General features: G+C 67.9%; 23 protein-coding genes, 1 tRNA gene and 2 pseudogenes. 17 read left to right on the top strand and 9 right to left on the bottom strand.

From position 1 onward, the window contains the following. The first annotated feature begins 190 nt into the window (after positions 1 to 190). From ftsZ to B9D87_RS07735, 7 genes are all read left to right on the top strand, one after another. Complete coding sequence (gene ftsZ, locus B9D87_RS07765; RefSeq protein WP_007770764.1) at positions 191 to 1,348, top strand: cell division protein FtsZ; 1,158 nt, start codon at positions 191 to 193, stop codon at positions 1,346 to 1,348. 78 nt (positions 1,349 to 1,426) lie between these two features. After that, positions 1,427 to 2,134, top strand: a complete 708-nt coding sequence (pgeF, locus tag B9D87_RS07760; protein WP_007770766.1) for a peptidoglycan editing factor PgeF — start codon at positions 1,427 to 1,429, stop codon at positions 2,132 to 2,134. 5 nt (positions 2,135 to 2,139) lie between these two features. After that, entirely contained in the window at positions 2,140 to 2,916 is a 777-nt protein-coding gene (locus tag B9D87_RS07755) for a YggS family pyridoxal phosphate-dependent enzyme (RefSeq protein ID WP_007770767.1), read from the top strand. A 66-nt stretch (positions 2,917 to 2,982) separates the two neighbouring features. Further along, positions 2,983 to 3,627: a cell division protein SepF gene (locus B9D87_RS07750; protein WP_007770769.1), complete on the top strand. Its 645-nt coding sequence runs from the start codon at positions 2,983 to 2,985 to the stop codon at positions 3,625 to 3,627. Between the two features lie 166 nt (positions 3,628 to 3,793). Next, positions 3,794 to 4,084, top strand: coding sequence for a YggT family protein (locus B9D87_RS07745; RefSeq protein ID WP_007770770.1), 291 nt, complete (start codon positions 3,794 to 3,796; stop codon positions 4,082 to 4,084). 282 nt (positions 4,085 to 4,366) lie between these two features. Continuing rightward, entirely contained in the window at positions 4,367 to 5,170 is an 804-nt protein-coding gene (gene wag31, locus B9D87_RS07740; protein WP_007770771.1) for a DivIVA-like cell division protein Wag31, read from the top strand. A 92-nt stretch (positions 5,171 to 5,262) separates the two neighbouring features. Beyond that, entirely contained in the window at positions 5,263 to 5,613 is a 351-nt protein-coding gene (locus B9D87_RS07735; RefSeq protein WP_007770772.1) for an SUR7/PalI family protein, read from the top strand. A gap of 21 nt (positions 5,614 to 5,634) precedes the next feature. Here the strand turns inward: B9D87_RS07735 and B9D87_RS07730 are convergent. The 3 genes and pseudogenes from B9D87_RS07730 to B9D87_RS07725 form a co-directional block, all read right to left on the bottom strand. Then, positions 5,635 to 6,312, bottom strand: a pseudogene (locus B9D87_RS07730) (phosphoribosyltransferase); the annotation flags it as partial. A gap of 139 nt (positions 6,313 to 6,451) precedes the next feature. After that, the gene (locus tag B9D87_RS26980) at positions 6,452 to 6,616 is read right to left on the bottom strand and encodes a hypothetical protein (protein WP_167669433.1); all 165 of its coding nucleotides are present in this window, start codon (positions 6,614 to 6,616) and stop codon (positions 6,452 to 6,454) included. A 181-nt stretch (positions 6,617 to 6,797) separates the two neighbouring features. Continuing rightward, a tRNA-Leu gene (locus B9D87_RS07725) sits at positions 6,798 to 6,883 on the bottom strand. Positions 6,884 to 7,014: 131 nt separating this feature from the next. Here B9D87_RS07725 and B9D87_RS07720 point away from each other — a divergent pair. The 4 genes and pseudogenes from B9D87_RS07720 to B9D87_RS07705 all read left to right on the top strand — a co-directional run bounded on the left by B9D87_RS07720 (position 7,015) and on the right by B9D87_RS07705 (position 10,644). Continuing rightward, positions 7,015 to 8,370, top strand: a complete 1,356-nt coding sequence (locus tag B9D87_RS07720; RefSeq protein ID WP_007770775.1) for a M20/M25/M40 family metallo-hydrolase — start codon at positions 7,015 to 7,017, stop codon at positions 8,368 to 8,370. Between the two features lie 37 nt (positions 8,371 to 8,407). Further along, positions 8,408 to 8,938 carry a YbhB/YbcL family Raf kinase inhibitor-like protein gene (locus B9D87_RS07715; protein WP_007770777.1) on the top strand — a complete coding sequence of 177 codons (531 nt, stop codon included), beginning with the start codon at positions 8,408 to 8,410 and terminating at the stop codon, positions 8,936 to 8,938. A gap of 139 nt (positions 8,939 to 9,077) precedes the next feature. Next, the gene (locus B9D87_RS07710) at positions 9,078 to 9,287 is read left to right on the top strand and encodes a hypothetical protein (RefSeq protein WP_007770778.1); all 210 of its coding nucleotides are present in this window, start codon (positions 9,078 to 9,080) and stop codon (positions 9,285 to 9,287) included. Then, a pseudogene (locus tag B9D87_RS07705) lies at positions 9,284 to 10,644 on the top strand (HNH endonuclease signature motif containing protein). Before B9D87_RS07710 ends, B9D87_RS07705 begins: the two are co-directional and overlap by 4 nt. 20 nt (positions 10,645 to 10,664) lie before the next feature. On the opposite strand, the gene B9D87_RS07700 reads toward B9D87_RS07705, so the two are convergent. Genes B9D87_RS07700 through B9D87_RS07690 form a run of 3 tightly spaced genes read right to left on the bottom strand, consistent with a single transcriptional unit; the run spans position 10,665 to position 13,101 of the window. Continuing rightward, positions 10,665 to 11,735: a quinone-dependent dihydroorotate dehydrogenase gene (locus B9D87_RS07700; protein WP_167540312.1), complete on the bottom strand. Its 1,071-nt coding sequence runs from the start codon at positions 11,733 to 11,735 to the stop codon at positions 10,665 to 10,667. Positions 11,736 to 11,767: 32 nt separating this feature from the next. Next, positions 11,768 to 12,037, bottom strand: coding sequence for a DUF5703 family protein (locus tag B9D87_RS07695; protein WP_007770781.1), 270 nt, complete (start codon positions 12,035 to 12,037; stop codon positions 11,768 to 11,770). Further along, entirely contained in the window at positions 12,034 to 13,101 is a 1,068-nt protein-coding gene (locus B9D87_RS07690) for a YncE family protein (protein ID WP_052002470.1), read from the bottom strand. The genes B9D87_RS07695 and B9D87_RS07690 overlap by 4 nt, the downstream gene beginning before the upstream one ends. Before the next feature lie 110 nt (positions 13,102 to 13,211). Here B9D87_RS07690 and B9D87_RS07685 point away from each other — a divergent pair, with 110 nt between their 5' ends. The 6 genes from B9D87_RS07685 to mshC all read left to right on the top strand — a co-directional run bounded on the left by B9D87_RS07685 (position 13,212) and on the right by mshC (position 18,123). Next, on the top strand, positions 13,212 to 13,523 hold the full coding sequence (locus B9D87_RS07685) for a hypothetical protein (RefSeq protein ID WP_007770783.1): 312 nt from the start codon (positions 13,212 to 13,214) through the stop codon (positions 13,521 to 13,523). A gap of 149 nt (positions 13,524 to 13,672) precedes the next feature. Then, positions 13,673 to 14,422, top strand: a complete 750-nt coding sequence (locus B9D87_RS07680; RefSeq protein ID WP_007770784.1) for a histidine phosphatase family protein — start codon at positions 13,673 to 13,675, stop codon at positions 14,420 to 14,422. 72 nt (positions 14,423 to 14,494) lie between these two features. Continuing rightward, positions 14,495 to 15,082, top strand: coding sequence for a DUF3090 domain-containing protein (locus B9D87_RS07675; RefSeq protein ID WP_007770786.1), 588 nt, complete (start codon positions 14,495 to 14,497; stop codon positions 15,080 to 15,082). After that, positions 15,066 to 15,881, top strand: coding sequence for an SCO1664 family protein (locus B9D87_RS07670; RefSeq protein ID WP_040629785.1), 816 nt, complete (start codon positions 15,066 to 15,068; stop codon positions 15,879 to 15,881). Before B9D87_RS07675 ends, B9D87_RS07670 begins: the two co-directional genes overlap by 17 nt. A gap of 68 nt (positions 15,882 to 15,949) precedes the next feature. Further along, positions 15,950 to 16,753 (top strand): 3'(2'),5'-bisphosphate nucleotidase CysQ, encoded by an 804-nt coding sequence (locus tag B9D87_RS07665; protein WP_007770791.1) that lies wholly within the window; start codon positions 15,950 to 15,952, stop codon positions 16,751 to 16,753. Positions 16,754 to 16,887: 134 nt separating this feature from the next. Next, positions 16,888 to 18,123: a cysteine--1-D-myo-inosityl 2-amino-2-deoxy-alpha-D-glucopyranoside ligase gene (mshC, locus tag B9D87_RS07660; RefSeq protein WP_007770793.1), complete on the top strand. Its 1,236-nt coding sequence runs from the start codon at positions 16,888 to 16,890 to the stop codon at positions 18,121 to 18,123. Between the two features lie 20 nt (positions 18,124 to 18,143). Here mshC and B9D87_RS07655 read toward each other — a convergent pair whose 3' ends face one another. Genes B9D87_RS07655 through B9D87_RS07645 form a run of 3 tightly spaced genes read right to left on the bottom strand, consistent with a single transcriptional unit; the run spans position 18,144 to position 20,219 of the window. After that, complete coding sequence (locus B9D87_RS07655) at positions 18,144 to 19,355, bottom strand: DUF6545 domain-containing protein (RefSeq protein WP_007770795.1); 1,212 nt, start codon at positions 19,353 to 19,355, stop codon at positions 18,144 to 18,146. Further along, positions 19,352 to 19,849, bottom strand: coding sequence for a hypothetical protein (locus B9D87_RS07650; RefSeq protein WP_238553417.1), 498 nt, complete (start codon positions 19,847 to 19,849; stop codon positions 19,352 to 19,354). Before B9D87_RS07650 ends, B9D87_RS07655 begins: the two co-directional genes overlap by 4 nt. Further along, on the bottom strand, positions 19,818 to 20,219 hold the full coding sequence (locus B9D87_RS07645; RefSeq protein WP_238553433.1) for a helix-turn-helix domain-containing protein: 402 nt from the start codon (positions 20,217 to 20,219) through the stop codon (positions 19,818 to 19,820). Before B9D87_RS07645 ends, B9D87_RS07650 begins: the two co-directional genes overlap by 32 nt. Positions 20,220 to 20,951 lie beyond the last annotated feature (732 nt).

Here is a 20,951-nt window from a genome sequence, read left to right as displayed (position 1 = left end):
GGCGCGCCTGCGGGGTTAGGGCGCGCCATACCCATACCGTTCTGGTTGCGCGGAACTACTTGACATAACTCTAACTCTATGGTTGAGGTTGAGGGTTTGCTCAGGGTTTATTTCGAGGAGGACCGCGAACGTCCGGAGGAGCCCACCGCCGGGAGAGCTGAGCCAAGCCCATCAGGGAGGAAGACGAATGATGACCCCCCCGCATAACTACCTGGCCGTCATCAAGGTCGTGGGTATCGGTGGCGGCGGCGTCAACGCCGTCAACCGGATGATCGAACAAGGCCTCAAAGGCGTCGAGTTCATCGCGATCAACACCGACGCGCAGGCACTGTTGATGAGCGACGCCGACGTCAAACTCGACGTCGGGCGCGAGTCCACGCGTGGCCTCGGGGCCGGGGCGGACCCGGAGGTGGGCCGCAAGGCCGCCGAGGACGCCAAGGACGAGATCGAAGAGCTGCTGCGCGGCGCGGACATGGTGTTCGTGACCGCCGGCGAGGGCGGCGGGACCGGCACCGGCGGCGCGCCGGTCGTCGCCAGCATCGCGCGCAAGCTGGGGGCGCTGACCGTCGGCGTGGTCACCCGGCCGTTCTCGTTCGAGGGCAAGCGCCGCGGCAACCAGGCCGAGAGCGGCATCTCGGCGCTGCGCGAGAGCTGCGACACCCTGATCGTGATCCCCAACGACCGGCTGCTGCAGATGGGCGACGCCGCGGTGTCGCTGATGGACGCGTTCCGCAGCGCCGACGAGGTGCTGCTCAACGGTGTGCAGGGCATCACCGACCTGATCACCACCCCGGGCCTGATCAACGTCGACTTCGCCGACGTCAAGGGCATCATGTCCGGCGCGGGCACTGCCCTGATGGGTATCGGTTCGGCCCGCGGCGAGGGCCGTTCGCTCAAGGCCGCCGAGATCGCCATCAACTCGCCGCTGCTGGAAGCCTCGATGGAGGGCGCCCACGGCGTGCTGATGTCGATCGCCGGCGGCAGCGACCTGGGCCTGTTCGAGATCAACGAGGCGGCCTCGCTGGTGCAGGACGCCGCCCACCAGGACGCCAACATCATCTTCGGCACCGTGATCGACGACTCGCTGGGCGACGAGGTGCGCGTCACCGTCATCGCCGCGGGCTTCGACGCCGCGGGCGCCGGTCGCAAACCCGTGATCGGCGGCAGTGCCGACAAGGAAGAAAAGGGCGGTGCGCACCGGATCGAGTCGGCGAAGGCGGGCAAGCTCACCTCGACGCTGTTCGAGCCGGTCGACGCGGTCAGCGTGCCGGTCCACACCAACGGCTCGACCTTGAATATCGGCGGCGATGACGACGACGTCGACGTGCCGCCGTTCATGCGCCGCTGAGAACATGCCCCTGACCCTGGACCCCGGCCGCGACCGTCGGGGCCGCTTGGCCGACAGGGAAACTCGGATACTGGTGATGTGAGCGTTCGCATCCGGCGGGTGACCACCACCCGCGCCGGTGGTGTTTCGAAACCGCCCTTCGACACCTTCAACCTGGGCGACCACGTCGGGGACGACCCGGCGGCGGTCGCCGAGAACCGGGCCCGGCTGGCAACCACCGTCGGCCTGCGTCCCGGGCGCGTCGTGTGGATGAACCAGGTCCACGGTGTCCGGGTGGAGGTGGTCGACGGAGCGCGTGACACCGCGCTCGACGACACCGACGCGCTGGTGACCCGCACCGCGCGGCTGGCCCTGGCGGTGGTCACCGCCGACTGCGTCCCGGTGTTGATGGCCGACGCGCGCGCCGGCGTGGCCGCGGCGGTGCACGCCGGCCGGGTGGGTGCGCAGCGTGGGGTGGTGGCCCGCACGGTGGAGAAGATGGTGGAGCTCGGCGCGCAACCTCAAGACATCTCGGCGCTGTTGGGCCCGGCGGTCAGCGGCCGCAATTACGAAGTGCCCGCAGCGATGGCCGACGAGGTCGAGGCGGCGCTGCCGGGTAGCAGGACCACCACCGCCAAGGGGACTCCCGGACTCGACTTGCGGGCCGGAATCGCTTGCCAGCTCACGGATTTGGGTGTGAGCGCCATCGACATCGATCCGCGCTGCACGGTGGACGACGCGGCGCTGTTCAGTCATCGCCGGGATGCACCGACCGGGCGGCTGGCCTCACTGATCTGGATGGAGTGACCGCGATGGCGGTAGAGATACCTGCCGGGGGAGACCGCGAATCGGAATTGACGCATGCATTGGCGTCGGTGCGCTCTCGCCTTGCGGCGGCGGCGGAAGCGGCGGGTCGCAATGTCGGCGAAATCGAAGTTCTGCCGATTACCAAATACTTCCCAGCAACCGATGTTGTGACTTTGTCCCGATTGGGTTGTCGCGTCATCGGCGAATCGCGGGATCAGGAAGCGACGGCAAAAGTGGCCGAAGTCACCCGATTGCTGGCGGCGTCCGGTCGCGAGGATGTGGCAAATCCGCGCTGGCACATGGTGGGTCATATCCAGCGCAATAAGGCCCGGTCGGTGGCGCGCTGGGCGCATACCGCGCACTCGGTCGACAGCGCGCACCTGGTGTCGGCGCTCGACAAGGGCGTGGCGGCGGCGCTGGACGACGGCCGCCGCACCGCCCCGATGCGGATCTATGTCCAGGTCAGCCTCGACGGCGACGAGTCGCGCGGCGGCGTCGACATCTCCCGGCCGGGGGCGGTCGACCAGGTGTGCGACCAGGTCGAGGACTCCAAGAACCTGGACCTGGTCGGGCTGATGGGCATTCCGCCGCTGGACTCGAACCCCGACGAGGCCTTTGACCGGCTCCGATGCGAGCATCGCCGGGTTCTCGAGTCGCATCGCAACGCCGTCGGGCTGTCCGCCGGCATGTCGAACGACTTCGAAATTGCGGTCAAACACGGTTCGACATGTGTGCGTGTCGGTACCGCGCTATTGGGTCCACGGCGGTTACCGTCACCGTAAGTAGTCACTGCAGTAACAGCTTTATCACTAACACCAGTACTCCCAGGGGCTAGAAGGGTCAACGCAATGAGCACACTGCACAAAGTCAAGGCCTATTTCGGTATGGCCCCAATGGACGACTACGAGGACGAGTATTACGACGACCACGCGCCGTCCCGTGGTTTTCCCCGCCCGCGATTTGACGACGGATACGGTCGCTACGAGCAAGACGACTACGACGACCCGCGCCGCGAGCCCGCCGACTACCCGCCGCCCGCCGGCTACCGCGGCGGCTACGGCGACGAGCCCCGCTACGGCGCCGTGCACCCGCGCGAGTTCGACCGCGGCGAGCGCGGCGGCCCGCGCTTCGGCTCGTGGTTGCGCAACTCCACCCGCGGCGCGCTGGCGATGGACCCGCGACGGATGGCGATGATGTTCGAAGAGGGCCACCCGCTGTCGAAGATCACCACGCTGCGGCCCAAGGACTACAGCGAGGCCCGCACCATCGGCGAGCGCTTCCGCGACGGCACCCCGGTCATCATGGATCTGGTGTCGATGGACAACGCCGACGCCAAACGGCTCGTCGACTTCGCGGCCGGCCTGGCCTTCGCGCTGCGCGGCTCCTTCGACAAGGTCGCGACCAAGGTGTTCCTGCTGTCGCCCGCCGACGTGGACGTGTCCCCGGAGGAGCGCCGCCGGATCGCCGAAACCGGTTTCTACGCTTACCAATAGGCGCCTCCGTCGCCCGCTTCCCGGCGGGCGGTCCGGATCGCCGACGGGTCCCGCGGCCACGTGAGACAAGGCCTCTTACCCGGAGTCGGTACGCTGGCAAGCGCCGCGCCGGTCGGCGGCGCTTGGCATCGCATGGCTTCTCACGGGTAAGGTCGGGGCACTTCAGTTGGTGTTGTTCTTTCAGATCCTTGGGTTCGCGCTATTCATTTTCTGGCTGCTGCTCATCGCTCGGGTCGTCGTCGAGTTCATCCGCTCGTTCAGCCGGGACTGGCATCCCACCGGCATCACCGTGGTGGTGCTGGAGATCATCCTGTCGATCACCGATCCGCCGGTGAAACTGCTGCGCAGGCTGATCCCGCAACTCACCATCGGGGCGGTCCGCTTCGACCTGTCGATCATGGTGCTGCTGCTCGTCGCGTTCATCGGCATGCAGCTGGCGTTCGGCGCCGCGGCATAGCTTCCATGGGCCGCGCGCGGCCCGCCGGCGCGACCGTCAGCGCGGACCCATTCCGGCCCGGAGACGGTTCGGCTACGTTTTAGCGTCGGTTTGGTTCCCCCGATTTGAAATTTCTAAGGTTTCGGATTTTATTGGCCTCACTGTTTGAAATTGGCTCTTATTTATTGGGCTAATCAGCAACGGTCGCGCCTGGTGTGACAGGATGGACGGCAGTTGCACTACGGCTACCACTGCGTTCTACACTTTCCAGAACGTTCGACAGGAACTTGAGGGGACGAAACAATGCCGCTTACACCAGCCGACGTCCACAATGTGGCGTTCAGTAAGCCACCGATCGGCAAGCGGGGCTACAACGAAGACGAGGTGGATGCCTTCCTCGATCTGGTGGAAGCCGAGCTGACGCGGCTGATCGAAGAGAACAGCGATCTGCGCCAGCGGATCGAAGAGCTGGACCACGAGCTGGCCTCCGGCGGTGGCTCGGCCACCCCGGCCGCGGCCGCCGCGCCCACTCAGGCCATTCCTGTGCGCGAGCCCGAACCGGAACCGGTGAAGCCGGCGCCGGCCGCAGCCCCGGCGGCCGCGGCCAACAACGAGGAACAGGCCATGAAGGCCGCTCGGGTGCTGACGCTGGCGCAGGACACCGCCGACCGGCTGACCACCACGGCCAAGACCGAGTCCGAGAAGATGCTGGCCGACGCCCGCGCCAACGCCGACCAGATCCTCAGCGAGGCACGCAGCACCGCCGAGACCACGGTCGCCGAGGCCCGGCAGCGCGCCGACGCGATGCTCGCCGATGCGCAGACCCGCTCCGAGACCCAGCTGCGCCAGGCCCAGGAGAAGGCCGACGCCCTGCAGGCCGACGCCGAACGCAAGCACTCCGAAATCATGGGCACCATCAACCAGCAGCGCACCGTTCTGGAAGGCCGCCTCGAGCAGCTCCGCACGTTCGAGCGCGAATACCGCACCCGGCTCAAGACCTACCTGGAGTCTCAGCTGGAGGAACTCGGGCAGCGCGGCTCCGCGGCGCCGGTGGACTCCAGCGCCGATGCGGGCAGCTTCGACCAGTTCAACCGGGGCAACAACTAGCCTTCTGTGACGTGCCGGTCGCTCGCCGAGCTACGGGGTTGGCACACTAGGTCTTGAAACCGCGGTCCCGCTCGTCGCTTGGAGGATGACTGATGCTCATCATTGCGCTGGTATTGGCCCTGATCGGGCTCGTCGCGTTGGTGTTCGCGGTCGTCACCAGCAACGAGCTGGTGGCCTGGGTGTGCATCGCCGCCAGCGTGGTGGGCGTGGTGCTGTTGATCCTCGACGCCCTGCGCGAACGCCAGCGGCGTGACCTCGGCGGCGACGAGGCAACAGATGCCGAGGAACACGAGGCCGGCGAGGCCCAGGCCGGCGAGGGCGACTACGTCGACTACCCCGAGGAAGTCACGGACGAGGGCGAACCCGCGACGACGGGGGAGACCGCGCCTACCGAGGAGTCCAAGGTCGTGGCCGAGGGCCGCGGCGACGAGCCAGGCAAGTAATTCTTTTCCCGACCGTCGGCCTCATCCGGTCGACGGCGTGAGCAGGTCGCGGACCTCGTCGTCGCTGATCTGATGGAAGTCGTCGTAGACCTGCCCGACCGCCTCGAATCCGGGCGGCATGGTCGCGCACACCACGTCGTCGGCCTCCCGCGTCAGCTCGCGGCAGGTCGACTCCGGCCCCACCGGAACGGCGACCACGATCGACTTCGGCCCGGCGGCCCGGACGGCGCGCACGGCGGCGAGCATGCTTGCGCCCGTTGCGATTCCGTCGTCCACCAGGATGACGATCCTGTCGCGTAGGTCGGCCATCGGGCGACCGCCCCGGTAGGCGTGCTCGCGCCGCACCAGCTCGGCCGTCTCGCTGTCGATCACCTCGCGCACCTGCTCGTCGGTGACGCGCAGGCTGGCCACCACGTCGTCGTTCATCACCACGCCGCCACCGCTGGCCAGCGCGCCCATCGCCAATTCCGACCACTGCGGCACCCCGAGCTTGCGCACCAGGAAGACGTCGAGCGGCGCCCCGAGCGCCGCGGCGATCTCCCAGGCCACCGGCACACCGCCACGGGCCAGCCCGAATACCAGTACGTCGTCGCGGCCACGGTAGGCCGCCAGCTGCTGAGCCAGCGCGCGTCCGGCCTCACGCCGGTCGACGAACGTCTTCGCTGATGTCCGCCGGATAAAGCCACTCGATGGGTTCATTCGTCAACGCTCCCGGCTGATGGACTTCCTCCAGGCTACGTGCGCAAGGCTGAGCGCGGTGGCAAAGTTCGGGTTGGCTGCGGGGTCAGCACGACGAGAGGATCGGCGAGATGAGACGGCGTTACGGCACCTACACGGCCTACAGCATCGCCTGCGCGATCGTCTGGGCGGTCATTTTGGCGGTGGTTTCCACGGCGGGCGACGCCGCCTCCCGGCACACGTTCCTGCTGGTGTGCGGCGGCTGGGCGATCGGGTGGCTGTCGGCGACGATCGCCAGGGGCGTGTACCCGCCCCGAAGCGGCATATCCGCCAATAGAACCGGGTGTGCTCGCGGCTTCGCCGCTCAACACACTCCATCGCCTCAGGAATGAATGCGAGCATTCATTCCATTCGGCTCAGTCGTGTGTGCTCGCCGCTTCGCGGCTCAACACACTCCATCGGCTCGGAAATGGACGCAAGCGTCCATTTCGCTCGCCTCAGTCGTGTGTCCGAGGGGGGACTTGAACCCCCACGCCCATTAGTAGGGCACTAGCACCTCAAGCTAGCGCGTCTGCCATTCCGCCACTCGGACAAGGCCAAACCAGCATGGGTTGGCAGCTAAGGCTATCGGATCGCGCGCCGCGAACCCAATCCAGCTCCCTCGAGACGTCTCGGCGATCGGCATCGAGCCGTGCGGCCTCGGCAATGGTAGGAAAGGTGGTTGTGACCTTTCAGAGCGGGGCGAGCGAGGTGCCGACCAACCGTAGCGACGACGTGGTCGAGGTGGTCAGCAAGTTGATCCGGTTCGACACCACCAACACCGGTGAACCGGAGACGACCAAAGGCGAGGCCGACTGCGCGCAGTGGGTCGCCGAGCAGCTCGCCGAGGTCGGCTACGCGCCGCAGTATGTCGAGTCCGGCGCCCCGGGCCGCGGCAACGTGTTCGCCCGCCTGGCGGGCGCCGACAGGTCGCGTGGCGCGCTGCTGATCCACGGGCATCTCGACGTGGTGCCGGCCGAGCCGACCGAGTGGAGCGTCCACCCGTTCTCGGGCGCGATCAAAGACGGCTTCGTCTGGGGCCGCGGCGCGATCGACATGAAGGACATGGTCGGCATGATGATCGTGGTGGCCCGCCAGTTGAAGCGGGCGGGCATCGTGCCGCCGCGCGACCTGGTCTTCGCGTTCATCGCGGACGAAGAACACGGCGGAACCTTCGGAGCGCAGTGGCTGGTCGACCACCGGCCCGAGCTCTTCACCGGCGTCACCGAGGCGATCGGTGAGGTGGGTGGCTTCTCGCTGACGGTGCCGCGCCGGGATGGCGGGGAGCGCCGGCTCTACCTGATCGAGACGGCCGAGAAGGGGCTGTCCTGGATGAAGCTCACGGCCGGGGGCCCGGCCGGACACGGATCGATGGTGCACGACCAGAACGCCGTCACCGCCGTCGCCGAGGCCGTCGGCCGCCTGGGCCGCCACCAGTTTCCGCTCGTGCTGACCGACACGGTCGCGGAGTTCCTCGCCGCCGTCAGCGAGGAGACGGGGTTGACCTTCGACACCGAATCGGGCGACCTGCGCGGAGCGATCGAAAAGCTGGGCCCGATGGCCCGCATGCTCAAGGCCGTGCTGCACGACACCGCGAACCCCACCATGCTCAAGGCCGGATACAAGGCCAACGTCGTGCCGGCCATCGCCGAAGCGGTGGTGGACTGCCGCATCCTGCCGGGGCGCAAGGAGGCGTTCGAGGCCGAGGTCGACGAGCTGCTCGGGCCGGACGTGACGCGCGAGTGGATCAAGGACTTCTCGTCGTATGAGACGAGCTTCGACGGCGACCTCGTCGACGCCATGAACGAGGCGGTGCTGGCGCACGACCCGGGCGCCCGTACCGTGCCGTATATGCTCTCCGGTGGTACCGACGCGAAGTCGTTCGCGCGCTTGGGTATTCGTTGTTTCGGGTTCAGCCCGCTGCGGTTGCCGCCGGATCTGGATTTCACCGCGCTGTTCCACGGTGTCGATGAGCGGGTACCCATCGATGCGCTGCGGTTCGGCACCGACGTGCTGGCCCACTTCCTGACCCACTGCTAGACGACCAACGCAAAGCCGATCACACGAGAGGACCGCCATGAGCACTGCTCCTGACCCGTACGCATCGTTGCCGAAGCTGCCGACCTTCACGCTGACCTCCCAATCGGTTACCGACGGGCAGCCGCTGGCCAATCCGCAGGTCAGCGGGATCATGGGTGCGGGAGGCGAGGACGTCAGCCCCCAGCTGAGCTGGTCGGGATTCCCGGACGAGACCCGCAGCTTCGCCGTCACCGTCTATGACCCCGACGCCCCGACGGCCTCCGGATTCTGGCACTGGGCCGTGGCCAACCTGCCGGCCGATGTCACCGAGCTGCCCGCGGGCGTCGGCGATGGCAGCAACCTGCCCGGAGACGCGTTGACGCTGGTGAACGACGCCGGGCAGCGTCGCTACATCGGCGCCGCCCCGCCGGCGGGTCACGGTCCCCACCGGTACTACATCGCCGTGCACGCCGTGGACACCGAGAAGCTGGACCTTCCCGAGGACGCCAGCCCGGCCTTCCTCGGGTTCAACCTGTTCCAGCACGCCATCGCCAGGGCGGTCATCCACGCCACCTACGAACAGAAGTAGGGCTTCGGTTCGGGTAGGGGCCTGCCCGAAAGCGGGCTTCCGGCCCGGAGTGGCTTCAGCCCCAAATCGCTTGTGCCACTTCTGTCCCAGGGCTCCCACTTCGGGCCGATTTGTCGGTGGGCGGCCATAGTATTCGAACATGCGTTCGAGATATTACGAAGCGATTGCCGCCGACATTGACGCGTTGAGCGCTGCCTTCTCCCGCTTCGAGGCGATTTCCTGGGAGACGATGACGCCCGCCGAGCTGGTTGACGTCCTGGATGAGTACGCCTTTCTGATCGGCCGGCTCGAGGCAGTCGAGTATGAGCTGCTCAGCCCGTTCGCACGGTCGAGTGGGCGGCGCACGTGACTTTGTCCGACCGTGAAGAGCTACAACACGACGTTGACGCCTTGCGCGCCGTCGTCTCTCGCTTCCGTGAGCATTCGTATGATGCGCTGACCAACCCGGAGCGGCTGCAGATGCTGGAGGTGCTCGAGTGCGAGGCGCGCAAGCTTCAAGCGCCAAGCCATCAGCTCATCAATCAGCTTGGTGAGCAAGGGGATTCAACGGAGCTCGGTGGCAAACTGTCCTGGGTGTTGGCCGACCGGCTGCATATCAGCCGGGCCGAGGCCGGCCGTCGGATCGCCGAGGCCGCCGATCTGGGCCCGCGTCGGGCGCTGACCGGCGAACCGCTGCCCCGGTGCTGCCCGCGACTGCGGCGGCCCAGCGCGACGGCGCCATCGGGGCCGACCATGTGGCGGTGATTCGCCGGTTTTTCCACCAGCTGCCCGAGTCCGTCGACCTCGAGACCTGTGTGCACGCCGAAAAGCATCTGGCGGCCAAGGCCACCGAATTTCGGCCCGATCAGCTCGCCAAGCTCGCCCGCCGCCTGATGGATTGCCTCAATCCTGATGGCAGCTACACCGACGAAGATCGGGCGCGGATGCGCGGGCTGGTGCTCGGCAATCAGCAGGCCGACGGCATGTCGCGCCTGAGCGGATGGCTGACTCCCGAAGCCAGAGCCAGCTGGGAGGCGGTGCTGGCCAAGCTGGCCGCCCCCGGCATGTGCAACCCCGACGATGACACGCCGGCCGTGGACGGCGCCCCCTCCGAAGAGGCGGTACAGCGCGACACCCGCACCCCGGGCCAGCGCAATCACGACGGGCTCAGCGCGGCGCTGCGAGCGATGCTGGCCAGCGGAGACCTGGGTCAGCACAACGGATTACCGGCCAGCATCGTCGTGACCACCACCCTCACAGAGCTCGAGGCCGCCGCCGGAAAGGGTCTGACCGGCGGCGGCACCATCCTGCCGATGTCCGACGTCATCCGCCTGGCCCGTCACGCCCATCATTACCTGGCGATCTTCGACAAGGGCAAGGCGCTGGCGCTGTACCACACCAGGCGCCTGGCGTCGCCGGGTCAACGAATTGTGCTGTACGCCAAGGACCGTGGGTGTTCACATCCGGGCTGCGACGCGTCCGGCTATTACTGCGAGGTGCACCACGTCGAAGATTGGGCCAGGACGCATCGCACCGACGTCGATCAACTCACCCTGGCCTGCGGCCCTCATCACCGCCTGCTCGAGAAGGGTTGGGCCACCCGAAAACGCGCCAACGGCGATACCGAATGGATACCGCCGCCGCATCTCGATCGCGGGCAACCGCGAACCAACACCTTCCATCACCCCGAGGATCTGTTGTGCGGGCACGAAGATGGTGCGGCCTGACGCGATCGGCGCGGCTTGACTCAATCCGGGGTATGCGCCGCCGATCCGACGGCATCGGCCAGCGAAGCGAAGCCGCCGTCATGCAGCCGCTGCGCGATGCCCTGGTGAATTCGCTTGGCCCACAAGCCGCCTCCGTAGATGAAGCCCGTATAGCCCTGCAGCAGAGATGCGCCCGCGGTGATCCGCTCCCAGGCGTCGTCCGCGGTCTCGATGCCCCCGACGCTGATCAGGACCAGGCGATCCCCGACGCGGCCATACAGCCTGCGCAGCACCTCGACGGCGCGGCGCGCCACCGGCGGCCCGGAGATGCCACCCGGCCCCAGCTCGTCGACCCCTGGCGTGTTCAAACCCTGCCGCGACACGGTCGTGTTGGTCGCGACGATGCCGGCCAGCCCCAGTTTCACTGCCAGGTCCGCGATCTCGTCCACATCGGAATCGGAAAGGTCCGGCGCGATCTTCACCAGCACCGGTGTCGACGTCTCGGCGAGCACCGCCGACAGGATGGGCCGCAACGACTCGACCGCCTGCAGATCACGCAGCCCGGGCGTGTTCGGCGAGCTGACGTTGACCACCAGGTAGGAGGCCAACGGGCCGACCAGCCGGGCGCTCGCCCGATAGTCGTCGACGGCGTGCTCGGCCGGTGTCACCTTCGTCTTGCCGATGTTGACTCCGATCGGCACTTCGGGCCGCTGCCGCGACAGCCGCATCGCGAGTGCGCCCGCCCCGAGATTGTTGAAGCCCATCCGGTTCAGCAGCGCCCGATCGGCCGGCAGCCGGAACATGCGCGGGGCGGGATTGCCCGGCTGCGGGTTGGCCGTCACCGTCCCGATCTCGGCGTACCCGAAACCCAGCGCGCCCCAGGTGAGCAGGCCGAGGCCGTCCTTGTCGAAGCCGGCCGCCAGTCCCAGCGGCCCGGGGAAGCGCACCCCGAACACCATGCTGGCCAGAGCCGGATCCGCCGGGGACAGCAGCCGGCGCAGCGCCCGTCGCGTCCAGCCGGCCGCGGTGACACCGCGCAGCACCGCGAACACCAGCGTGTGGATCCGCTCGGGCGGGATCACGAAGAACAGCCGTCGCAGCAGGCCGTATATCCGGTGTTCGCCCTGGCGCGGCTGGGCGGGTGTCACAGTTCCGGCTGGTCGGGCCGTCGCCCCTCGGCGCCGACACCGTCTAAACGAGATTTCTTGCGGCGCAACAGCACTCGTCTGCTGCCGTCGGTGTAGAGCCGTACCCTGGTCAACTCCCAGCCGCGGTATTCGGCCTCGATCGACAAGCGGGTGGACGCGCTGACCCGCGTCACCTCCGGCGGCAGGCGCAGCGGCGCCCATTCGTAGTCGTCGGACATCTCGGTGTCCCAGTCCGCGGGCAGGCGGCTGCGCCGCGCGGCGGTCAACGCGTACCCGCCGCGTGCTCGATGACCTGAACTCCCGCACCGGAACCCGACACCACGTACAAGGTGTCCGACGCTTCGTCGAAGGCCAGTGAGTTCGGTTGCTGCACGGTCGGGTAACGCACCTTTTCGACGGGAATTCCGGTGGATAGATCGTAACCAATGACGATATTGGAAACGGTCTGCGAAACCCAGGCTAACGCGCGGGAGCCGGCCAGGCCGTACGGCGCCTGTGGGACCGGGTAGGCCTGGCGCAGGATCAGCGGATCCACGCCGTACACCAGCAGCTGGCCGCCGCGGGTATCGGCGACCAGCACCCGCCCCGCCGGGTCGGCGGCCATCGTGGTGGCGCCCCGGCCGGCGCGCAGCGCCTGCTGGGCATGGCCGTCGGCGTCGATCGTCGTCACCGACGTCTGTCCACGGTCCAGCACCACCGTCGTATTGCCTTGTGTGGCAAGCCAATCCACGCGGGCGAAGATCTTGTTGCGATTGGTGACCGTCGCACTTGTCACGGTGCCCGGCGCAGGGGAGCTAAGGGTGTAGACGGCGCCGTCGGCGCTGCCCAGCACCAGCCTGCCGTCGGCGCGCTGCGTCACCGCGGTGAACTCGGTCTGGGCGGCGTCGGCGACGGCCACCTGGGTCACGCGTCCGGTGGACAGCTCGACCGCGAGGTAGCCGCCGCGGGTGGCCAGGTAGGCGGTGCCGTGGCCGTCGTCGGTCAGTGCGCCCGCCGGCCCCGGCAACTCGACGACGTGCGGCGCGGCCTGCGGGTCGCCGAAGATGGTGAGGCTGGCGGGTGCGGTCGGGCCGTTGCCCGGTGTCAGGACCGCCAGCCGATGTGTGGCGCCGTCGAAGACCGCAGCCGCGGCGCGACCGGCCAGCGGCCGTACCGCCCCGGCCGGCTGCTGCGAGGCCGGCGGCGACACGGCGGCGTGGGCTGGTTCGATGGTGCGCGGCGCGGTGTCGAGCGGATTCGATGAACATCCGGCTACCGCGCTCAGCAAAACCGCGAGCCCCAGCGCACGGCCTTGAGCTGCCAGCTTGTGACGAGAATGCCGTGACAGCAATTCTTTTCCCTCGTGGTTCGGCGGTGGAACACAAATTCTAAGGAACGCTTTCGCGTCCAACAGGGCCATGCTGCCTGCATCGCTCCCTACCGGCGAGGTATGGTCGGCTCATGGCCGTCACCGCTGACCGTCATTTGGCGCAGAATGAGTTTGCTGTCGAAGATATGTCGACAGGCATTTCCGCTAGCGGATACGGACAAGTCGGTGATGGGCGGAGCTTTTCGTTCCACATCGAGAACCGATCCCTTGTCGTGGAGGTTTACCGGCCGCGCCTGGCCGGGCCCGTCCCGCAGGCCGATGAGGTGGTCGCCAGGGCCGTCCGCAGCCTGGTCGACATCGATCTCACCGACGAGCGCAGCCTGAGCGCTGCGGTGCGAGACTCCGTGGCGCACGCGGAGCCGGTTTCGCCGCCATCCCGGTAGTGGCGATCGCAAGCGCGGCGTAGCCGGGCGCGGCGGGTCGCCGCCATCCCGCCTGTGGCGATCGCAAGCGCGGCGTAGCCGGGCGCGGCGGGTCGCCGCCATCCCGCCAGCCTTCCCGGGCCCGTCCAGCGGGTACCGTCGTGGTCGATATGACCGTCATCCTGTTACGGCACGGCCGCTCGAGTTCGAACACGGCGGGCGTACTCGCCGGTCGCTCCGAGGGCGTCGACCTCGATGACAAGGGCCGTGAACAGGCGGACGGCCTGATCGATCGGATCGGTGACCTGCCGATCCTGGAGTTGATCAGTTCGCCGCTGCTGCGCTGCCGTCGCACCCTCGAACCGTTGGCCGACGCGCTGTGCCTGACGCCCGTCGTCGACGATCGGCTCGCCGAGGTGGACTACGGCGAGTGGACGGGACGCAAACTCGGCGAGTTGGTCAGCGAGCCGCTGTGGAAAGTCGTTCAGGCGCATCCCAGCGCGGCGGTGTTCCCCGGCGGCGAGGGCCTGGCTCAGGTGCAGGCGCGGGCGGTGTTCGCCGTGCGCGAGCACGACCGCCGGCTGGCCGCCGAACACGGCGGCGATGTGCTGTGGGTCGCATGCACTCACGGTGATGTCATCAAAGCGGTCATCGCCGACGCGTACGGCATCCACCTGGACGGCTTCCAGCGCGTCACCGCCGACCCGGCGTCGGTGAGTGTGATCCGCTACACCGAGCTGCGCCCGTTTGTGTTGCACGTCAACCACACCGGCGCGCGGCTGTCCGCCGCCCTGCGGGCCGGGCCCCCGGCGAAGGAAGAGGCGAAGCCGGAATCCGATCCCAAGTCCAACGGAGAGCCGCAGGAATCGACCGCCGCGGTACCGTCCAGCGACGCGGTAGTCGGCGGTTCCACGGATTAATAGCGATTAATCGAGCGGCTACCTCCATCGGATCGCACAGCGGTGGCAACAGCCGGTATTTTGGGAAGTGCCATGGCCCGCGCAATTCATGTCTTCCGCACACCCGACCGCTTCGTGGCCGGGACCGTCGGCCAGCCCGGAAATCGCACGTTCTACATCCAGGCTGTGCACGACGCCCGAGTGGTGTCGGTGATTTTGGAGAAGCAGCAGGTGGCGGTGCTCTCCGAACGCATCGGCGCGCTGCTGCTCGAGGTGAACCGCAGGTTCGGCACGCCCGTCCCGCCCGAGCCGGCCGAGATCGAGGACCTCGATCCGTTGGTCACCCCCGTGGACGCGGAGTTCCGGGTCGGAACCATGGGGCTCGGTTGGGATTCGGAGGCCCAGACGGTGGTGGTCGAGTTGCTGGCGGTCACCGACGCCGAGTTCGACGCGTCGGTGGTGCTCGACGACACCGAAGAGGGACCCGACGCGGTGCGGGTGTTCCTGACGCCGGAGTCGGCGCGCCAATTCGCCACCCGCTCCAATCGCGTCATCTCCGCGGGGCGGCCACCGTGTCCGTTATGCGACGAACCGCTGGACCCGGAGGGCCATATCTGCGCACGCGCCAACGGATATCGGCGCAGTGCGCTGCTCGGGCCTGACGATGACCCCGAGGTCTGACGACCGTGAGGTGTTGCGCGACGGCGAGCTGACGGTCATCGGACGGATCCGCTCGGCCAGCAACGGCACCTTCTTATGCGAATCGACGCTCGGCGAGTCCAGCGTGCACTGCGTCTACAAGCCGGTCGCCGGGGAGGCGCCGCTGTGGGATTTCCCGGACGGTACGCTGGCCGGCCGCGAACGGGCCGCGTATCTGGTCTCCGCGAAGTTGGGCTGGAATATCGTGCCCTACACGATCATTCGGCACGGGCCGGCGGGCCCGGGCATGCTGCAGCGGTGGGTGCAGCAACCCGGCGACGCGGTGGACACCGAGCCGCGGCCGGGGCCCGATCTGGTCGACCTGTTTCCCGCCGGCACCAGACAGCCGGGCTATCTCCCGGTGCTGCGCGCCCTCGACTATGCGGGCGACGAGGTCGTCCTGATGCACGCCGACGACATACGGCTGTGGCGGATGGCGGTGTTCGACGTGTTGATCAACAACGCCGACCGCAAGGGCGGCCATGTGCTGCGCGACCTCGACGGCCACATCTTCGGGGTCGACCACGGCGTATGCCTGCACGTCGAGGACAAGCTGCGCACGGTGCTGTGGGGATGGGCCGGCAAGCCGATCGACGACGACATGTGCAAGGCCGTAGCCGGACTGGCCGAGGCGCTGGATGATCAGTTCGGCGACGAACTGGCCGAGCAGATCACCCGCGCCGAGGTCGCCGCGCTGCGCCAGCGTGCGCACGCGCTGCTGGACAACCCGGTGATGCCCGGACCCAACCGGCATCGCCCCATTCCCTGGCCGGCCTTCTGACCCGGTGATCGCACCCGCGGCACCGCCATCGGTGAAGGCGGCGGTAGGTCGTCGGCGATACTGAATCGGTGAGCAACCGCGCGGACGATTCGGAAGACGTCTCCGATGCCGCCCTGGCCGCCGATCTCGCCGCCGACGCGGGGGAGCTGCTGCTGAAAGTCCGCGACGAAGTCGGCTTCGGATATCCCTGGGCGCTGGGCGACGCGGGCGACAGCCTGGCGAACGCGCTGATCCTGCGGCGCCTGCACGAGGAAAGGCCCGGCGACGCGGTGCTCAGCGAGGAGGCGTACGACGACCTGTCCCGCCTGCAGCACGACCGGGTGTGGATCATCGACCCCCTGGACGGCACCCGCGAGTTCTCGACGCCGGGGCGCGACGACTGGGCGGTGCACATCGCGCTGTGGCAGCGCCCGACCGGCGACGTCAGCAATGGCCAGCGCGAAATCACCGACGCGGCGGTGTCGTTGCCGGCCCGCGGCAACATCGTCTACCGCAGTGACACCGTGACCGCCGACGCCGCGCGCGTCGGCGTCAACGACACCATCCGCATCGCCGTCAGCGCGACCCGCCCTCCCGCGGTGTTGCACCGGATGCGGCAGACGCTGCCCATCCAGCCCGTCGCGATCGGTTCGGCGGGCGCCAAGGCGATGGCCATCATCGATGGGCACGTCGACGCGTACGTACACGCGGGAGGGCAGTGGGAGTGGGATTCCGCTGCCCCGGCCGGGGTGGTGATGGCCGCCGGGATGCACGCGTCGCGGCTCGACGGATCGCCGATGCGCTACAACCAACTCGACCCGTATCTGCCCGACTTCGTGATGTGCCGCGCCGAGCTGGCGCCCATCCTGCTGGGCGCCATCCGCGGGCGGTGACGCCGAGCCGCCGCCACCGCGCCTCCAACCGGCCCGCCACGCGGGCCGCATCGTCGGCGCGTGTGAGCTGATTGCGCGCCTCCTTCTCGGCCCGCCACGCGGGCCGCATCGTCGGCGCGCATAGGCTGATTGCCATGCAGTCGTGGTCTTCCCCACAGGTTCCCGTGTTGTCGGGACGCGGTCCGGAGCTTCGGCTGTACGACACGTCCGACCGGCAGGTGCGCCCGGTGGCGGCCGGCTCGACCGCCACGATGTATGTCTGCGGCATCACCCCGTACGACGCCACCCACCTGGGGCACGCGGCGACGTACCTGGCGTTCGATCTGATCTACCGGCAGTGGCTGGATCTCGGCCACGACGTCCACTACGTCCAGAACGTCACCGACGTCGACGATCCGCTGCTGGAGCGCGCCGAGCGCGACGGCATCGACTGGCGCGAACTTGCCGAGCGCGAGGTGTCGCTCTACCGCGAGGACATGGCGGCGCTGCGCATCCTGCCGCCTCGCGAATACGTCGGGGCGACCGAGGCCATCGCCGAGGTCGTCGAACTCGTCGAGAAGATGCTGGCCTCGGGCGCGGCCTACGTCGTCGACGGCGAATACCCGGACATCTACTACCGCGCCGACGCGACGCCGCAATTCGGCTACGAGTCCGGCTACGACCGCGACACCATGCTGCGGCTGTTCGCCGAGCGCGGGGGCGACCCGCAGCGGCCCGGCAAGACCGACCAACTCGATGCCCTGCTCTGGCGGGCCGCGCGGCCGGGGGAGCCGAGCTGGCCCTCGCCGTTCGGCCCCGGCCGGCCGGGCTGGCACGTCGAGTGCGCGGCGATCGCGCTCAGCCGCATCGGCAGCGGCCTGGACATCCAGGGCGGGGGCACCGACCTGATCTTCCCGCATCACGAATTCACCGCGGCGCACGCCGAATGTGTGCGCGGCGAGCGGAGATTCGCGCGTCACTACGTGCACGCCGGGATGATCGGCTGGGACGGGCACAAGATGTCCAAGAGCCGCGGCAACCTGGTGCTGGTGTCGCAGCTGCGCGCCCGGGGCGTCGAGCCGGCGGCGATCCGGTTGGGGCTGCTGGCCGGGCACTACCGCGGCGACCGGTATTGGAGCGACCAGGTGCTCGACGAGGCCGTCGCCCGGCTGCATCGCTGGCGCAGCGCGGCCGCGCTGCCGGCCGGTCCCGACGCCGCCGACGTGATCGCGCGGGTGCGTCAATACCTGGCCGACGACCTCAACACCCCCAAAGCGCTTGCCGCGCTTGATGGTTGGGCCACCGACGCGCTGGAATACGGCGGCCACGACGCCGAGGCGCCCACGCTGGCGGCGAACGCCATTGATGCGTTGCTGGGCGTGGCCCTTTAGCCGGCGATGGCATGCCCCGGTCAGGCCGGCTGAGCCGTTCCCGCGCTGGAGTCATCCGGGTTGACCTGTCTGATCGCGGCCAGGGCGGGCGTCCACCATTTCGCGAGCGCCAGCAGATCCACGGCCTCCTCGTAGAGGTTCGTTGAACGGGAGTGCAGCGCAACCGCCATGTGAGGTGTCTCGGGTCGATGTCCGGCCGCCTTGGCCTCGGCGGCGTGCGCCAGCTCGAAAGCGGTTGTCGCGGAGCCCCGTTCGCCGACCGGCACAGAGTGCTCCCGGAGAAATCGCGCCAGCTGGTCCGGAGCCGTACTACGCACATAGCGGCGCAGCTGCAGGATCGCGTCGCGGATTTCGATCACGGTTTGGTGCAGCTGGAGGGTGGTCTTCTGAAATCGCCGGTGGTCATGCTCGATACTGAATCCGCTTTCCGGCACCACGGCCGTCATGCTGAGGCGCAGTGGCTGCAAACTCTTCCAGGTGCGGCTGATCCGGTCCAACCCGAAAAACGCATGCAGCCTGACGACGAGCGGCACCGCGCCGAAGAGATAGACGACGACGGCCATCCATAGGAATTCCGATCCATGCACGCGGCTGCGGAATGCAACGGTGTGGGTCCAGCCGAGCTGGTCGCCCACCGCCAGCAACAGCGCCTCCATGCACGCTGCGGCCGTCACGCACACCGCAAGTATTCCGGCGGCGGCAAGCAGCGATTCACGGAACTCGGTGGCCTTCTTCCACTCCGAGGCGAACATCCACAACAGCCGCGCCACCAACGTGACAATCAAGGTCAGGTACAGACTCAACGCCAAGATCGCGTCCCAGCCGCCGAGCACCTCGAGCGTCTGCCCCGCACCACGCGCGCGGGTACCCGCACCCAGGAATGCCACAGACAACGCGACGGCGGCCAGGCGGTAATAGCGGTGACTGCGGCGCGTTTCCTCCGGTGAGACCTTGTTCCACAGCATGGTGAACCCGATGAATTCACCGCACGCCAAAATCATTGCGACGCAGGATAATTGCTGGGCGGCGGTCACGGTCAAGACAGCGCCTTTGACTAACACCGCTTCGACCTTGCGCTCACGCAGCAGCTGGGCAAGCAGCAGCCAGGCCATCACGTTGTTGAGGTAAGTCTGATAGAGGTTGGCCCTGCACCACCGGAAACGCGCCGCGAGAACGATCGCCATGATCGTGATCACGGGCCACGCGATGACGCCTGAGACGGTGGAGGTCACTGGCGGCGGAAGAAGGCGCTGCGCATCATGGAGTGACGTTCGGCGGCCTCAGCGGCGGCCATCAGCAACAGGGAAGCGAACATCTCGGCGTCGCGCTCCTGATCACTGGCATAGTCCCCGCGTCCCAAGACCGCGCGTACCGTGGCGGGATCGAGGTCTGGCAGGGCCTGACACACCGCCGCATCGCAGGCATGACTGGCGCTGCGACCATGGCCCAGCAGGATATGCCCGATCTCGTGGCCCACAATCTGGTCGATGTGGTAGTCGGTGGTTCCGGTCTCATGCAGGATCACGTCTTCGTCGTCGCAGGCCAGCCAGAGCCCGCACGGGCTGTCCGCCAGCACCGCCGTGTCCGCCGGGACGAGCCGGATGGCCCGGCCGCGCAGGTGGCCCACGTTCTCGATGAAAACGTTCCGGTCCCAGGGCACCGGGATCGGTAGCTTGCGCATCAGCGCAAGCAGGTCAGCTTTTGATGCCGCCATCGGGCTGGTCATCTCGCCGGGAGGAGATAGGCGGTAGCCGTTCGAGTTCGCGAAGGTGATCGACGATCGCCGCCAGGCTGTTGAGGGCCTGGGGAGTCAGGCCGGATGCGCGAGCCGCCAGGTCGCGGACGCCGTTGTCACGCAAGGCCTGCAAGAGATTCAATTGCGCGTCGATCGCCGGGTCTGTGCCGCGATCGATCAGATAGGACGGCGGCACGCCGAAAAAGTCCGCGATCGCCCGTAAGTGGGCGACGGTTGGGTTTGTCTTGAGGCCGCTTCTGAGTTGCCAAAGGTAAGCCGGGCTGATCGGGACGCCGGTTTTGTCGGTGATCGCCGCCGCGGCGGCGGCGTTGGAAAGCGGGGGAGTGCCCGCCTTGCGCATCAGCTCGAAGAGCTTGTTCAGGCGTGCTGCCAGCCCGCTGTCATCCGGCTCGTTGGCCTGGAGGCCATCGACTTTCAATGCACTCTCATTTCATGGGAACGCCAGGAATGTGTACCCATGTTAAACCCTCGGCCGCAATGGGTTGTCCCGATTCGCCACCCGAGGACTTCGGGAAACACGGCCGTGACCTCGGAATCTATGCCTCGTGAAGCGCTTCATCGCGGTTATCCACAGGGGCGCCCAGTTCGGTTTTACATTTTCTTCACCGTACGGTTGAATGCGTGGCGTGTACTGCTGTATACAGTCCGCCATCGGGGCTCGGCACCGTGAATCGGCGACCGACGCAGTCGATGCCGGCTGCGGGGGCCCGGCTTTGCTGGCGGGCTCCGTGGGGCCAATGCGTTCGAGCCGGACCGGCCGTCGATCATGTGACCCCGATGCTCTCGGCGTTTCACCTCTCTTCCGGTGGCGTGTTTCGGGTTGGCGAAGCAGCGCCCGACGAGTCGGGCCAGCATGGCTCGATGCCGTGGCTGACCACAGCAAAGTCGAACCGAAGCCCGAAGGCCGGCGCAAACCGCTCTCGGCGTTGTATGCATGGCGCCCGACTCAGATACCGAGGCGCCACTAAAGCCGAATTCCCCAACCGGCCGACACCGTCGGCGCTGTTAGCCAATGATGCGATCCAAGCCCCGGAAGTCCCCGGGCGTCGCTGCGGTCGGCAATCTCATCCGA

The organism is Mycobacterium colombiense CECT 3035 (assembly GCF_002105755.1).
GTDB lineage: Bacteria > Actinomycetota > Actinomycetes > Mycobacteriales > Mycobacteriaceae > Mycobacterium > Mycobacterium colombiense.
This window is presented reverse-complemented; position numbering and strand designations above follow the sequence as displayed.